Here is a 14,925-nt window from a genome sequence, read left to right on the forward strand (position 1 = left end):
GCAAAAAGGCTTTTCCTTTTTTTTCTTTTTATGCAGAGATAAAATAAATGTAAAAGATAAAACATATTAAGGGGATGATTATTTGTGAGCTTTAACCAACTAAAGGTAAATGATATACAGGAAATTTATTTAAAAATTTATAAAAATGCCTGTGAACTGATTGAGGAAGCAGAAATTTTATATAAGTATGAAAAATATGCAAGAGCTTATTTGTGTGCCCATATTGCAATTGAGGAATTTGGTAAATTACCTATGTTATTTACAGTAGCTTTGAGGGTTTATAATAAAGAAAAAATAAATTGGAAAGAACTAAATAAAAGGTTAAGAAACCATAAGAGCAAGACATCCACAGCCTATGCCTTAATGATGATGATGGAAAATGCTTTTGTAAAAATTGAATTAAGAAAAGAATCAACAGAGGTAAAAGATGAGAGAATTAATATGCCTAATAATGATTTGGAAGAGTTTAAGGCATTTATTGAAAGTGATAACCTAGCAGTTGATTTAAATGAAATGTTTAAGACTTTTGATAGTGCTGATTTTATGGAGGATTTTAAAATAAGAAGTGCATTATCTGAAATGCTAAATGACTATAAAAATCATAGCTTATATGCTGATTATTTTGATAACAAATTTGTTAAGCCTAGTGATGTTATTGATGAGGAAAGAAGTAGAAAAAGAATCATCCTATCTCTAATACAGAAAAAAATAATAGATATATCTGAAATTCCTAAAAATGGATTTAGATTATTTAAATTTGATGAAGGTTATTATAATATACTCCATTCAAAAATATTAGATAAAATGGAATTAGATAAAAAATAAAAAAGAGAGGCTATTACAGCTCTCTCCAATGAATATCTATAGTAGGCTCATTATTAGTCTCAGCAGTCTTAGTAAATACTATCTCCTTAATAATGAGCTTTAATGTAGCATTTTGCTCCTCTAACTCCATCTCCTCAAAGGTATCAATCATTTCAATAATATCTGTTACTTTATCTACCTGAGCAGAGGCATCCATGCTTTCTATTTTACTTTTGATAATACCTATCTCATTTTTAAGAGCAGAAATAGTATCCTCTAATACCTGTTTTTTCTGCTGATATGATTGCTTATCTAATTCCTCATCTAGATATAGGTCTAAAAGTCTTTTAGCTTTCCTCTCCTGCTTAGCTAGGTCAGTCTCTAGTGTCAACAACGGTTTATTTTTCCCCATTTCCAACGGTTAAAAAATCCCCAATTTCAGCGTTCAACCTTGTATTGGTTGAACGCCAGCCCGTTGTTTTTCTCTTAACCTATATGATTGTCCTTTAATATTAAACGTTATTGAATGGTGCAATAAACGGTCGAGAACGGCCGTAGCTAAAACATCATCTCCAAATATTTTCCCCCATTCAACATAGGATTTATTGGACGTAATAATTATAGATCCATGCTCATACCTTTTTGAAATGATTTGAAACAATAGATTAGCACTAAGCTCATCAAATGGAAAATAACCCATTTCGTCAATAATTAATACTTCAGGAACACACAATTTATTAACTAGGCGGGCAGTAGTTCCACGCTTCTCAGCCTTTTTACAAGATAAAATAAAATCATCACATCTGGTGTAATAGGCTGTATTTCCTTGTTCTATTGCTTCAATTGTTAGACCTATTGCTAGGTGAGTTTTCCCTACTCCTGGCGGACCCAGGAGTAAGATGTTTTCTCCATTTTGGATGAAACGACAAGTCATTACCTCTTTTACTCTACGTTCATTGACGCTTGTTTGAAATTCAAAATCAAAGTCCTCAATTTTTTTATAAAATGGTAGTTTAGATTTTTTAAGCCGTCTTTCAAGGTTTTGTCTCTCTTTACTTTCAATTTCTTGTAATAAAACGATGTTAAGAAAGTCAGAATATGATACATTATCTTTAGAGGCATCCTCTAAAATGCCTTCGATTCGATTTGAGGTTAAATGAAAACCTACACTTTTAAGACGTTCAGTTAGAAGGTCAGTGTTCATTCATATTCACCAACCTTTGACTGTTCTTCATACACCAAGAGGGAACGTTGTTCCACTTTTGGACCAGAGAGAGGATTGTGACCGGTCGCCAAACCTTTAGGTGTCACTTTCGTCTCTTCTTTTTTATTTTCTTTGTAATGTTTCAATTGAGCGATTGATTTGGTATTCCCATTGATCATTGGATGTGTCGCAATACAATCTAGTTCATAGTAAACTTCGATATGGTGTTCTAAAGTCTCTTTAATCTTCACTTCTGCTCCCTTATAACGGTAGGGGACAGAGTACAGTTTATTCTCGTAAGAGATATAACCCTGTTGGTCAACTCTAGTAGTTGTCCATCTACTCATTGGGAATAGCGGGCGTTGGTTCCAATTTAGTAATTTCTCTTGTTCCACTTCAAACCGTTCAAACGGTGATTCCTTGGTTGTTTGATTAGGCTTCTTATTAGCTATTTTGTCCAACCATTCTATTAGACTCTCATTCATCTTAACTAGGGATGGCTCCAACTTTCGCTGCATAAAATTTTTCTTCACATATCCAACTGCACTTTCCACTTTACCTTTAGATTGAGGACGAGCTGGTTTACAAGCTTTTGGAACAATGCCATAGTAAGCTAAAAACTCCTCAAATTTTCTATTGAATCTAATTTCAGTCGGGCTATGCTTAATCACTACAGTCTTCATGTTGTCATAAAGAATTTGTGATGGAACACCATTAAAATACGAGAAAGCATTCATGTGACACTTCATCAGTTGTTCCATGTTCATTGTTGTTGTAATCTCCATGTATTTCATTCTTGAATATCCAAGGACGATGACGAATACATAAAGTTTCTGTTTCTTACCGTCAATCTCGTGTTCTCCTAATTCACCCCAATCCATTTGAGCTTGTTTATCTGGAGGAGTTTCAAAACGGATACTTGACTGCTTATTAGGTTTTTCACGAAAGGGACTAATAAACTCCCTTAGTATTGTCATTTGGCCATCATAGCCCATTCCCTGTATCTCCTCTAACAAAACTACACAATTTGTGGTTCCTTCTTTAAGTCTCTTTAACAAATACTCTTTATAGTCATCTAATTTGCTTCCTTTACTTTTTTTATCCCCCTTTCTTTTAGGAAGTTGATTCTGGTTTATGTACTTCCTAATGGTCTTTCTATCAAACCCTGTTTCTTCTGAAATTGCAGTTTGAGTCCATCCTTTCTGATGTAACTCTCTGATCATAAAAAATTCCCCATCCTTTAACATGTTGTCTCTCCACTCAAAAAAATTTTGATGTATCGAGACAATTATCCGTTATTTTTGGGGAATTTTTAACCGTTTATATTGGGGATTTTAACACCGTTTTTCACACTAGACCTTCTAAAGTAGATGTTAGGCTGTTTTCTATGTCTGATGTATCCTCAGCTAATAAACTAACTAAAGACTGCTCTAACTCTTGTTTGTACATCTTTAAAGCATCTAGGACTGCATTTTCTACCTTATAGATAGCTACTCCTCCATTATGGCATTTAGTATCAAAGTCAATCTGATGCCTACATGATCTAATCTGATAAAATGAGTAATTTCTGCCTGTCTTTCTGACTTTATTATTTAGCTGTATGGTCATTCCTTTACCACAAACTCCACAAACTAGGAGCTTATTTACACATGATTTTACTCCTAATGAGTAAAGGTTTTCTTTTGACCTTCTTGACTTGAATAGAGCTTGTATTTGATTAAACTCCTGCTCAGTAATTATTGCCTCATGAGTATCCTTAGCAATAGCCACCTTTTTAAGCCTTTTAGAATTATACTTACTTTCCCCTAAAATTACTATTGTGATTTTTGTTGCATGAATATTGATATCAGGATTGTTAAAGAGAATTGCGAACGACTAGACGTTCGATTTCGTGATTTTGTTTTGGCTGCTCAGATCGATAAGACGACACCGGAAATCATGACATTATCCACCTTTGAGCTTCTGTATTTGCTTAAAATGATACGGAAAGAGCGAAATGACATGTATCATTATATGCATGTGTTTCGCCGTGCTGGTGAAGAAAGCAATGATTTTAAAGAAGCTGAAAAGGAATCAGGCCAGGATTACATGTATTTCACAAAAAAGGCGTTCGTCGTGGAAAATATCATTCGGACCCGTTTAGGGTATGTGCCGGAACGGATTACGGAAAGTTATCTGGTAAAGTATCTGCAAAACATCAAAAATGACAAAAAAACGGGTCCTATGATTATTCGGAAACAGCGGAAGGAAAAAAAGATATATGAAAAGGGGTAATGGAGCTTTAAAGATAGCGGGAAGTCGGTTTATAATACTCTTGTACTTGAGTGTTGTCTGTTATTGCTATTGCTATACCCGTTTCCATGAATAAAGACATATAAAATAAAGCTGATTTCCCTTAAAATACGAGAAATCAGCTTTTCTTTTCCATTTATAATTCTATTTGTTCTTTATAAGTTTTAGGTGTCTTTACTTTAGAGTTGTCTTTTACAGGATCCATTTGCAATTCCTCAAGAAAAAAATGACCCATCTTGGTCCGCAATGTTAAGAGGCGTGATGGGTTCTGATATTATGATAATATATCCTTTAGCTGTTTTCGTCAAAGAATACTAAGAGCTGTAAGGAGATAAGTAAAAAAGATATTATGGACAAAATGCTGAAACTAAAGTTAAGGTTTTATGAAAATTGGGGTAAGCTGCGAGTTGAATAAAATAAGAACTTTGTTTTTTTAATTAACTTTGCGTTAAATCCTTATTTAACGAACAATTAATTAAAGTTAAAACGAAATATGTTATAATAAGGAAGAAAATAAAAATATGGAGGTTTTTAGACTATGATGAAAATATGGATCAAATCATTGTAGAGACATTAACTAAAAAAGTATCTCCATTTTTAATTATTTTATTTGGATCTACTACCAATGGAAACATACATAAAGATAGTGATATCGATATTGCCTTTTTAAGCGATTAAAAAAAGTTAGATAAATATGAGATATTTTTGATTGCTCAAGAAATCGCCACCAAACTTAATCGTGATGTTGACTTAATTGATTTAAGCGAAGCGAGCACAGTATTTCAAGCACAAGTAATCTATACTGGAAGAGTCATTTATTGCATAGATAACAATAAAAAAGCTAAATTTGAACTAAAAACATTAAAAATGTATGCCAAATTAAACGAGGAACGGTCGCCTATATTAAAAAAAGTAGAAGAAAGTGGGTCAATTTATGAAAAATGATGGAGATTAATTTAGGTATTTTACAGAAAATTGTAGAGAACCATTTAATTGACTTCATACAATTCACAAAAACAATTCTCCAATTTTAAATAGCATTTCTATAAAAATATTATGTAAACTATCGATACGCTAAGAAAGGTTGTTGAACAATGCCAGCTCCTTCTAGAGAAAAAATGGTTCATGAACAACGTCTGGAAGCTAAATTAATAGATATGCCCCCTTACGTAGTTGAATATATCAGGGCAAAAAAGCGGGCAAAGTATTCCTCCTCTACCCTGCTTGGCTATGTTCATGAATTTAATAAGTTTTTTCAATGGCTGCAACAAGAAGGGATTTCTGGAGTAGACCATATTAAAAATACCTCTTTAGATACTCTTGAAAAGCTTACCAAGGAAAACGTTGAATTATATAAAGAGTATTTGGAGGAAGAAATTATTCAAGAACGTGATGGAGTTGTAAAAAAACGGTCAAATGGTGCCGTGCTACGAAATATTAATGCTCTGAAGTCCTTGTTTAATTACCTTACCCAAGAAACGGAAAATTCTGATGGCGAATGTTACTTTTATCGCAATGTTTTTAGCAAAGTAAAAGCACCCAAAGAAAAAATAACTGCCAGTCGAAGGGCAAAAAAAATAAGCTCTGTTGTATTTTCTGATCATGAAATAGATGAATTCCTTCATTTTGTGAAGTTTGAATATGAAAAATACCTGAATAAACGTCAAAAGGCTCTTTTTTTACGTGACAAGGAACGTGATATTGCAATCATTAGTTTGTTTTTAGGCAGCGGTATTCGTGTTAGTGAGATTGCTAACTTATTAATCCACGACATTAACTTCAAAAAGGAACAAATTGATATCATTCGGAAAGGAAACAAAGAGGATACAGTATTGGTCCTCCCTTCTGCCCTTGTTGCATTAAAGGATTATCTTCAAATTCGTAATGATCGATATAAGCCAGGGAGTAACGTTTCCTATGTGTTTTTAGCAAAATATAAAGGAAACGCACAGCCTATTTCTGTTCGAGCAATACAAAAATTTGTTGGTAAATATACAAAGACCTTCAACTCTCAGGGTGAAAGTGAGAATTTTGGAAAAGCATTAAGTCCTCATAAATTCAGACATACCTTTGCAAGTGAGTGGATTCGAACGGGAGGAAATTTAGTCTTGTTGCGTGACCAGCTTGGCCATAGTTCAATTGAAACCACATCCAAGTACACTAACTTGTCTGCAGTCGAGAGTAAAAAAGTAATTGATGAAATGGATAAGGCTCGGAAGCAGTAACCTTCCTAGTAAGCAAATCTAAGGTTAGTAGAACCACGATCAGCAAGATTGCTTCTAATGATGAATATCGCTAACTTTGCCTACGATAAAAAAGATAATGAAAATTATTCGAGAGGTAGATCTAGCTACAGGGATTCAATCCAGTTAGGTGAGGGAGGCCAAAATAGACAAGTACTGCATAAAATCTTGTATATTTTGGCTTATTAATTATACTTGCTTATTTCATTAAAGCACCCGTTAGTTAAACAAGGACCTTTTTAAATCTACAAATCTTGAGATAATCGAATCATATCCCTACACTGAATACCGTTTTCGAAAATCTTCTCTTGATAGTGCCTAATGAAAAAATCTTTATCAACTCCAGTAATTCTAAAACCACATTTTTGGTAAAGGGTTAATTGTCCGATACTTGAATTTCCAGTACCGACCTCTATGGTTCTATATCCTTTTAACTTAGCTTCTTCAATTGCATTCATTACTAGTTGTTTCCCCAAGCCTTTGCCGTGTTGAGTTTCTATTACTGCAATATTCACCAACTCCACCGTTTCAGGTCTTGTCGGCAACAGTATATAAACCCCAATAATTTGACCCTCACTTTCGGCTACAAAGCATTCTCCCCTTTGCAAATATTCCTCTACGATTATTCTAGAAGGGTCAGCTAATAACAATAAATTCATTGGAGCCTCTTCATTTATATTTAGTTTACGAATAATCATATTACTCTCCCCTACATAACTGTATTTTCTTTGATTTTACCATTTCTTGTTGAACTCCCTCAGTTTGATACGAATATCTCTCGAATGCTCACTTATTCGCAGGATTTCATAACCCTTGTTATTGGATTTCCGGGTAATTGAAATGAGATCAGATCATTTTGGCTTCGTGAAGGCATAGTTAAATAAAGGAGTCAGCTACCACTCCATATTTTACCATATAATGTACATCTCCACGCCGCCCCTGGAGGCTTTCCCTCCCATGTCTCAACGGGTCAATTGCCCTCTCATTCCTTCGTCATGCCTATCCAAGGGGTGGAGGCCAGTTATGCTAACCTGATGGGTCACAGTGCCCTTTTGTTCAATAAACCTGGTACTCCGTACATATTTGAAATCCTACGAATAAGACAACATTCAAAATAAAGTTTTACTATTTTAATCCATACATTATATATAACTTATGTTTTATTTCTATGCTGCTAAAGGGATTAATACTTGGACTTTATTTGGACAGTAAGACTCGTTTCGTCGTGCTATACCCACAAAAATCCTCGCAAGTTTACCTATCAGTTTCATTATTGACTTCATTTTCTTTATCTTCTTTACTTTCACATTATGGGAATGGACGGCTTTAAACTCAGGGTTATTCATCACAAGGCTCATAGTTGCTAAGTAGAGGAAGCGTCGTAGTCTTGACCTTCCACGCTTTGAAATAACAATCTGACCTTTCCATTTGCCTGAACTTGCTTCAGCTAGGTGTAATCCCGCATGACGTAATAGAGAGTTTCCGTGAGAGAATCCACTTAAATCTCCTGACTCACCTAGTATCCCAGCTAATGAAATTTCACTTATTCCTTTAATCATAAGTAGTTTTTTTGCAAATGGTATTTTATTGAGAACTTCTTTAACTTGTTGTTCAACTCTTTCGAGTTGATTTACAGCGAGGTCATATTCTTCTAATAATTGTTCTAGATGGAATTTATAAGCATCGAGTGCTTGTCCAGTTCCAATAGAAGATTTTGCAAGATTGATCAGTAATTGAGCTTTTTTAGACCCTGGTTGTCTTTTCATTAATGACTTCCACCCCCTCATGACATCTAATGGCTCCATTGAAGATATTTCCTCTGGAGTTGGAAATAAGCGAAGGGTTGCGATGGCTCCTTTGCACGAAACATCTTTAAACACTTGTCGCAGCTCTGGAAAGACAACATCTACCCATCGATTTATTTGATTAATAGACATGACGAGACGTTTAACAATCACATCACGATTAGACATTAGAACTCTAAGCTTCTCAAATGATTCTGATGATGGACGAATAAAGGAATAGTAGCCGTTTTTGACCATATCCGCGATAACGAGCGCATCTTTTTTATCACTCTTAGATTGGGTATTATCACGATTCTCTTTATTCCTTTTTACTAAGTGGGGATTGACTGTTACAACCTCAATGTTTTGGTTATATAACCATTTTGAAAGGTTAATCCAGTAATGGCCTGTAGGCTCCATACCTACTATTGCTGCATCTAAGTTTTTTAATCTTTTTAAATCATGAATCCAGTTTAATAGTTTAAGGAACCCATCTTCATTATTTTCAAATGTAATAGGGTCTCCAACTACAATTCCACGGAAGTTAACTGCTCTTGCAACGTGTAATTGTTGAGCGATATCAACACCAACAATAAGATGTGTATCGGAAATTCTTTCAATTAGTTGATTTTGTTTGTCTTGCATTTTAAAATTCATAGTAGGACTCCTCCTTAAGAATATGAGTTAGATTGGTCTCTATACTCGTATCTTACTGAGGGGTTCTATTTTTTTCAAACCTGAAATTTAAGGATCTACAGGAATGCTAAACTGCCCCGTTAGTTTAAGTGCAATCTTTCACAATCTTTCTATATAGCTTAATTCAACGGTCAATAAAAAATGACTCCCCAATTTGATAGTCATTTCTGTTAGTGTTTCTTAAAATGCTTTCAATGTATCCTCCAAAAACTTCAAATGTCTTAATTAAATTTTCCGACTACTATCATACGACGAAATTAGATGAGTGGTTGTACATAATAGAAAAGATAATTTCGTTTAAATGCAAATCTCCAACGCACTAAAAATTGTAAATTATAAATTTTTCAAAATGCTGCTCGCATTGTTTTTGTATCGTAAGCCTGCCTGAACGTAGCGATCAACCATCTCCCTGGTTTTATGACCTGTTTGTTTCATAATCGCAATTTCTGTCATCCCCATCATGGCAGCACTTGTTGAAAGTCCGCTTCTCAAACTATGTGCAGCAAAGTCATTTATATCCATCCCGAGTTCCCCGATATATTTTTTTATAATAAGTGCTATGGATTTATCACTCAACCTTTCCTTGATATTTCCATGCCGATCAATTGAACGAAACAAAGCACCGGAAGTAATTGTCCCTATCTTAATCCACTCTTGAGTCGCTTTAACTGGACAAAATTCGTTATATGTATAAACAACTCCTTTTATAAGATCATCATTCATTGTTTTAGTTTCTCGAACTCGTACGTCCATACCAAAGTCGTTAATCTGTAAATCTTCTATATTAATAGCCACCAGTTCTGAACGTCGGCTTGCCAGGGCAAAACCTAACAATAGGATCGCCTTATCCCTTACACCAATCAGAGTTGAGGTGTCAATCTTAGCGATTAGGGCAGGAAGGACTTGCAGCATTAGTGCCTTTTTCGGTTCTTGCCGAGTACCGATTTCTCTTTTTATTCCTTCCAATAAGGCTTGAACTTCAACTTGCTTGGCAGGTGGAAGATGATGTTTGAATTTATGCGCCATATTAATAGAAGAAACTCGTCTTCGTATGGTCGAATATTTATATGTCGTTGCCAATTCCGATAAATAAAGGCATAGCGTGCCAGCAGATGCCGGAAGAGGATCTCTTCCATTCAACTCACACCACTCTGTGAAATGCTTCCAGTCCGACGCGTAACTTCTCTGAGTGTTCTTACTTTTAGAGTTTTGTATGTAGAATTTAATTTTTTCCAGTTTTTCTTTGTCAATCTGAAGAAATTTTCCACTTTCAGTTAACATAATATCGAACCTCCTTAACGGCTTGCTTTTCCGGTTTTAAGTTCCGATAACTATATATTATCGGAACTTAGTATTTTCGTAAACAAAATAGAGTAAAATCCATGATTTTACTTCAAATATTAGCAGTGAACCATTCTAAAACGTTAACACCTAATAACCACTTTAATAAATAGTCGAGACTATAATGAAATATAAAATTAATCACATATTAATAGAAGGAACACGTCACGAAAAAGGACAAACATGTGTGCAAGTCAGGAAATTGAATCATAGGATGCCGAATTTCTCATCTCCTTTTTTTCCTAAAGTTTTAAAGCTAAAAAAGAACCATGAACACTTAGAGAAGTGAAATTTGCTGGGCGATACCTACTTTATCGAGGGCACTCATTTTTTGGAGTTCTAATATGAAACTTTGCACATTTAAATGAATACGGATATACAATTAAACCGCATGGTGATGAATATCGAAGCAGGATTCAGGTTATATCTATGCTTAATCATAATAGGAAGCTGTTTCGCATGAGTGCTTAAGGGAAAACTCTTTATCCATTCCTCTAATATCTATTCGTAAATCAATAGTTATAAATCACCAAAGACTTTAAGCTAATATTTACTGTCTAATATTATTAAGATGTTTAAATTTAATATCAGAAGAACCCTTTTTTTAGGATGTTTGAGATTTGAATTCTAGCGCATTTATCTTTTCTTTTATGTACAATCCTTCATGTAATTTCGTTGTAGGTTAATTGTTTCAGAATTCAAGAAAAAAGATTATATATACAAATATTTGTCTCTTCTTTTAAAAGATCTTTTATTGTTAAAGATACACTATCGGCTTACCTTTTAACTCTGAGTTTTAATATTAATATAATATATATTTAAAAGTAATGATGCAAAATACAATATAATCAGATATAAAAACAACTATATAATATATGGAATCATTAACATATATGTCGAAATATATAATATTAATTTTTGAGAAAATTAATATTCCTTCCGTCCCCTAGCTTGAATAGATCAAAGTCAATCGATTGCAAGGAATAAAATTTCTTCGCCAATACAAAAAGTCTCGTAAATAATTTTCGAGACTTTTTTGATCTATTATGAAACAGTAAAATTTTTATAGACACACACAGTTTTGAAGTTAGAGGGAAGGTATCTTTTTTGGTTCCATTCAGTTTAATGTATTGCTGTAAAGTCTTGATTTGATTTACTTTTTTAAAAATCATATATCATTTAGTTTTATCTATTTTAATATAAAAACATCTAGTCTGTGACCAAGTTGTGACCACTGTCAACTTTATGTCAGCAGGAAAATTAGGTGAATCACTCACCGCAACTGCTGAAGAGATAAAGAAAACCCATCGTCTTGGCTGGTATAACATTCGTGTATATAGCAACCAAGAATTGATCGCTACCATGGAAGCGATGGTTTATCGTAAAAATCAGTCCTTTGTTGAAACAGAAGTTTAAGTATTTATTAATGTAAAAAATGATATGAGCCATTATGGCCCATATCATTTTTTTAATTGTTTACCTATTCTCTTAAATATGGATATGACTATACTACTTTATTCTGTTTTACTATCTTGGTATCTTTTTCATCCACATTTTTAAACTTAAAGATGGAAATCAAAAATAGCACCGCTAAAACAACGAGACAAGTAATAATACTCACTCGATTCTGTTCATCTAACAAAAATATTACTGATATGATGCTTAACGTAACGACTGTAATCGCAGTTAAATATGGGAAGCCCCACAATTTAAAGCTTGGTTCTTTAGGATAGGAATTGCGAAGTTTTAAATGTGCTAGACAAATACCAATCCAGACCAACGATACGACAAAACCCGGAACCGCCATTAATAAAGTAAATACCTTTTCCTGCGCAACAAAGGCAATCATGGAGCCGCCGACTAATATAATTGCTGTTAATATTAAACTGTATAATGGAACACCCTTTTTTGATACAAAAGAGAAAGACTTTGGAGCTTCCCCTTCAACCGCTAGGGAATGAAGCATCCGTGTGCAACCGTATATACCGGAGTTGGCTGCAGATAAGACAGCTGTAATTAAAATAAAGTTCATAAGGTGAGCTGCCCCCTTCAGGCCGGCCATGGATAACACCTGGACAAACGGACTCGCATGACTGATGCCAATTTCATTCCAAGGAATTAAACCGCAAATGACCAGAATTGGCAGCGTGTAAAACAAAATAATTCTCCAAACAAAACTTTTAATCACCTTAGGTAAAATCCGTTCTGCATCTTTTACTTCTGTTACTGTTAATCCTATTAATTCAGAACCTCCATAAGAAAACATAACAATTAACAGAGCTGAAAAGATTGACATCCACCCTTTCGGGAAAAAACCGCCTTGCTCTGTAAAATTGTGAAGATAGTTGGATTGATTGCTCGGGATGACTCCAAATAAAATACCTGCTCCTAATATGATAAATACGATAATCATGGTGATTTTAATGCCTGCAAACCAAAATTCAAATTCCCCATAATTTTTAACATTCATCATGTTAATTCCAATAACTAAAGCGGCACAGCCTAAACTTAATTCCCAAAGAGGACTGGATGGAAACCAGTATTGCAAGAAGCTGCCTGCCACGACAATCTCGATGACACATACGGCCAGCCACATGAAACAATACATCCAGCCTATAACAAAGGAAGCGCGCTTACCAAATGCTTTCTGAACAAAGCCTTTCATATTTGTGTTCGGATAGACGATGGCCATTTCTGCTATAGCTCCCATAACAACAAGAAGCAATAGTCCTGCGAACACATATGTAAAGATAACACCTGGTCCTGCTAATGATACGGTTTCTGCACTACCTTTAAAAATCCCTGTCCCTATTGCTCCTCCCATTGCCATCATACTTATATGCCGCGGCAACAACTTCTTTTGCAATGATGCATCTTTCATTAATTAGTCCTCCTAAACTCTTTTAATTAATATACCAGAACGACAAGATCAAAATGAACTATCAACGGGTTTCCTGGATGGTAACGAACTTGTCCAACCGGAAAAATCCTTTAAAGCAAACGCTTACAAATTTTGCTGTTGTTCTTTTTGGAAATTTCTTTCTACCACCCAAGCCTCTGGTGAGGTCCGATTTATTTTCGGGAGATCTGTTTCCACATCTTATCTGCTGTTTAAGATAGGAAGACTTCAACCAATCTATTGGCAATGATAATACTTTACCAAAATGATGTGGAGTCGTCTTCCTAATTTGGTGTCCTATTGTCCCTGAGCTTGACGGGACTTACTAGTTATATTCTTGGAGTTTAGTGGATTTATTGGTTACTATGCAAGTTCTATTGGCCACAACTTAGGGTTTTCAATTAATTGTTTGAAGCGGTTCGTAAAGGCTACTGCTGTAGCACCGTCTGCAACGCGGTGGTCAAACGCCATCGACATGGTCATGATCGAGCGAATCGCAATCTCATCGTTTTCCATAACAACAGGCATTTTTTTCGTCTTATGGAAGGCAATTAACCCTGTTTCCGGATGATTAATAATCGGAGTAGCTCCGATACTTCCTAATGGACCGACATTACTGATGGTAAATGTTCCTCCTTTTAATTCAGCCGACGTCAGCTTCTCCTCTTGCGCTTTTTTCGTTAACTCTTTCAATTTGTCATGAATTTGACGAACAGATAATTGGTCAGCATGATGAATGATAGGTACAATTAAACCATTTTCTGTATCCGTGGCAATTCCAATGTTATATTCCTTTTCTAAACGGATTACTTCGTTTTCTTCATCAAGCTTGGCATTGAATACAGGGAATTGTTTTAATGCCACTGCGATCGCTTTGATAAAGAAAGCAACAGCCGAAACATTGATATTCATTTCTTTTAAATCGTTTCGATAGGTGAGCAGCTCAGTTAGATCTGCTTCTTCAAAATGTGTCACATGAGGAATCGTATAAAGTGATAGGGTCATTTTCTTTGCAATTTGCTTCCGACGGCCTCTAAACGGAATTACTTCTGCATTAGATTCGTTTATGTTCGGAACTTCCTGCTTTTGAATCTCTTGTTTAGGTTCTGTTTTTGCTTCAGTCACTTCGGCGGAAGGCGCTTTCATTTCCTTAGGAGATTGGATTTCATCACGTTTTTTAACAAAGTTGTATATATCTTCCACAGTGATGCGCCCAAATGTTCCAGTACCTGTAATTTCGTTAATATCTACACGAAACTCCCGTGCAATTTTTCTTGTGTAAGGCGCCGCAATGATGAATTTTTTTTCTCCTTTTTGCTCGATCACATCTGTTTGCTGCAGTTGTGATTGTAACGCCTCTGCCTTTTTAGAAGCTGCTTCTGCTTGTTTCTTTTCTGTTTCTACCGCTTTTGCTCCTTCTGTTTCCAGTACCAGAAGAGTAGTACCAACGGAGACCGTATTACCATGGTCCACAACAATTTCCTTTATTTTCCCTGAAGCTGGGGAAGGAAGCTCAGCCACCATTTTATCCGTTTGTACCTCTACAAGAGGCTGGTCCACCTTGACCATATCCCCCACTTTGACGAAATAGTGAATAATTTCTCCCTCTGTCATCCCTTCACCAATATCATGTAGTTTTACTTCAACCAATGTTTTCCCCTC

The 14,925-nt window shown here is 35.0% G+C and carries 13 protein-coding genes and 1 pseudogene; 5 read left to right on the forward strand and 9 right to left on the reverse strand.

Going from position 1 to position 14,925, the window contains the following annotated elements; all coding sequences use genetic code 11:
- Positions 1–84 precede the first annotated feature (84 nt).
- Entirely contained in the window at positions 85–825 is a 741-nt protein-coding gene (locus QF028_RS00245; RefSeq protein WP_429463199.1) for an AbiV family abortive infection protein, read from the forward strand.
- Between the two features lie 13 nt (positions 826–838).
- Here the strand turns inward: QF028_RS00245 and QF028_RS00250 are convergent, their stop codons facing one another.
- The 4 genes from QF028_RS00250 to QF028_RS00265 form a co-directional block, all read right to left on the reverse strand.
- Positions 839–1,222 (reverse strand): hypothetical protein, encoded by a 384-nt coding sequence (locus QF028_RS00250; RefSeq protein ID WP_429463201.1) that lies wholly within the window; start codon positions 1,220–1,222, stop codon positions 839–841.
- A gap of 27 nt (positions 1,223–1,249) precedes the next feature.
- On the reverse strand, positions 1,250–2,008 hold the full coding sequence (gene istB, locus QF028_RS00255) for an IS21-like element helper ATPase IstB (RefSeq protein WP_429463203.1): 759 nt from the start codon (positions 2,006–2,008) through the stop codon (positions 1,250–1,252).
- On the reverse strand, positions 2,005–3,255 hold the full coding sequence (istA, locus tag QF028_RS00260; RefSeq protein ID WP_429463205.1) for an IS21 family transposase: 1,251 nt from the start codon (positions 3,253–3,255) through the stop codon (positions 2,005–2,007). The genes istB and istA overlap by 4 nt, the downstream gene beginning before the upstream one ends.
- 100 nt (positions 3,256–3,355) lie before the next feature.
- Entirely contained in the window at positions 3,356–3,778 is a 423-nt protein-coding gene (locus QF028_RS00265) for a recombinase zinc beta ribbon domain-containing protein (RefSeq protein ID WP_429463206.1), read from the reverse strand.
- 63 nt (positions 3,779–3,841) lie between these two features.
- Here QF028_RS00265 and QF028_RS00270 point away from each other — a divergent pair, with 63 nt between their 5' ends.
- The 3 genes and pseudogenes from QF028_RS00270 to xerS all read left to right on the forward strand — a co-directional run bounded on the left by QF028_RS00270 (position 3,842) and on the right by xerS (position 6,525).
- Positions 3,842–4,282 carry a hypothetical protein gene (locus QF028_RS00270; RefSeq protein ID WP_429463208.1) on the forward strand — a complete coding sequence of 147 codons (441 nt, stop codon included), beginning with the start codon at positions 3,842–3,844 and terminating at the stop codon, positions 4,280–4,282.
- A gap of 567 nt (positions 4,283–4,849) precedes the next feature.
- Positions 4,850–5,245, forward strand: a pseudogene (gene mntA / locus QF028_RS00275) (type VII toxin-antitoxin system MntA family adenylyltransferase antitoxin).
- A gap of 149 nt (positions 5,246–5,394) precedes the next feature.
- Positions 5,395–6,525 carry a tyrosine recombinase XerS gene (gene xerS / locus QF028_RS00280; RefSeq protein ID WP_429463210.1) on the forward strand — a complete coding sequence of 377 codons (1,131 nt, stop codon included), beginning with the start codon at positions 5,395–5,397 and terminating at the stop codon, positions 6,523–6,525.
- A 263-nt stretch (positions 6,526–6,788) separates the two neighbouring features.
- On the opposite strand, the gene QF028_RS00285 is transcribed toward xerS, so the two are convergent.
- From QF028_RS00285 to QF028_RS00295, 3 genes are all read right to left on the reverse strand, one after another.
- Positions 6,789–7,241 (reverse strand): GNAT family N-acetyltransferase, encoded by a 453-nt coding sequence (locus tag QF028_RS00285; RefSeq protein ID WP_429463212.1) that lies wholly within the window; start codon positions 7,239–7,241, stop codon positions 6,789–6,791.
- 468 nt (positions 7,242–7,709) lie between these two features.
- On the reverse strand, positions 7,710–8,984 hold the full coding sequence (locus QF028_RS00290) for an IS110 family transposase (RefSeq protein ID WP_429463214.1): 1,275 nt from the start codon (positions 8,982–8,984) through the stop codon (positions 7,710–7,712).
- 372 nt (positions 8,985–9,356) lie between these two features.
- A complete protein-coding gene (locus QF028_RS00295; protein WP_429463216.1) occupies positions 9,357–10,304 on the reverse strand; it encodes a site-specific integrase in 948 nt (315 codons plus the stop codon).
- A 1,287-nt stretch (positions 10,305–11,591) separates the two neighbouring features.
- Here QF028_RS00295 and QF028_RS00300 point away from each other — a divergent pair.
- A complete protein-coding gene (locus QF028_RS00300) occupies positions 11,592–11,780 on the forward strand; it encodes a PaaI family thioesterase (RefSeq protein ID WP_429463218.1) in 189 nt (62 codons plus the stop codon).
- Positions 11,781–11,868: 88 nt separating this feature from the next.
- On the opposite strand, the gene QF028_RS00305 is transcribed toward QF028_RS00300, so the two are convergent.
- Both QF028_RS00305 and QF028_RS00310 read right to left on the reverse strand, forming a co-directional pair.
- Positions 11,869–13,245, reverse strand: a complete 1,377-nt coding sequence (locus tag QF028_RS00305) for an amino acid permease (protein ID WP_429463220.1) — start codon at positions 13,243–13,245, stop codon at positions 11,869–11,871.
- A 381-nt stretch (positions 13,246–13,626) separates the two neighbouring features.
- Entirely contained in the window at positions 13,627–14,913 is a 1,287-nt protein-coding gene (locus tag QF028_RS00310; protein WP_429463222.1) for a dihydrolipoamide acetyltransferase family protein, read from the reverse strand.
- Positions 14,914–14,925 lie beyond the last annotated feature (12 nt).

This window comes from Neobacillus sp. B4I6, assembly GCF_050434045.1.
In the GTDB taxonomy this organism is placed as follows: Bacteria; Bacillota; Bacilli; order Bacillales; family Cytobacillaceae; genus Neobacillus.

Coding starts and splice junctions, on each gene's coding strand:
- QF028_RS00290 (WP_429463214.1), bottom strand. CDS start 8,984: ATGAATTTTAAAATGCAAGACAAACAAAATCAACTAATTGAAAGAATT.
- istA (WP_429463205.1), bottom strand. CDS start 3,255: ATGTTAAAGGATGGGGAATTTTTTATGATCAGAGAGTTACATCAGAAA.
- QF028_RS00270 (WP_429463208.1), top strand. CDS start 3,842: ATGAATATTGATATCAGGATTGTTAAAGAGAATTGCGAACGACTAGAC.
- QF028_RS00305 (WP_429463220.1), bottom strand. CDS start 13,245: ATGAAAGATGCATCATTGCAAAAGAAGTTGTTGCCGCGGCATATAAGT.
- QF028_RS00295 (WP_429463216.1), bottom strand. CDS start 10,304: ATGTTAACTGAAAGTGGAAAATTTCTTCAGATTGACAAAGAAAAACTG.
- QF028_RS00285 (WP_429463212.1), bottom strand. CDS start 7,241: ATGATTATTCGTAAACTAAATATAAATGAAGAGGCTCCAATGAATTTA.
- istB (WP_429463203.1), bottom strand. CDS start 2,008: ATGAACACTGACCTTCTAACTGAACGTCTTAAAAGTGTAGGTTTTCAT.
- xerS (WP_429463210.1), top strand. CDS start 5,395: ATGCCAGCTCCTTCTAGAGAAAAAATGGTTCATGAACAACGTCTGGAA.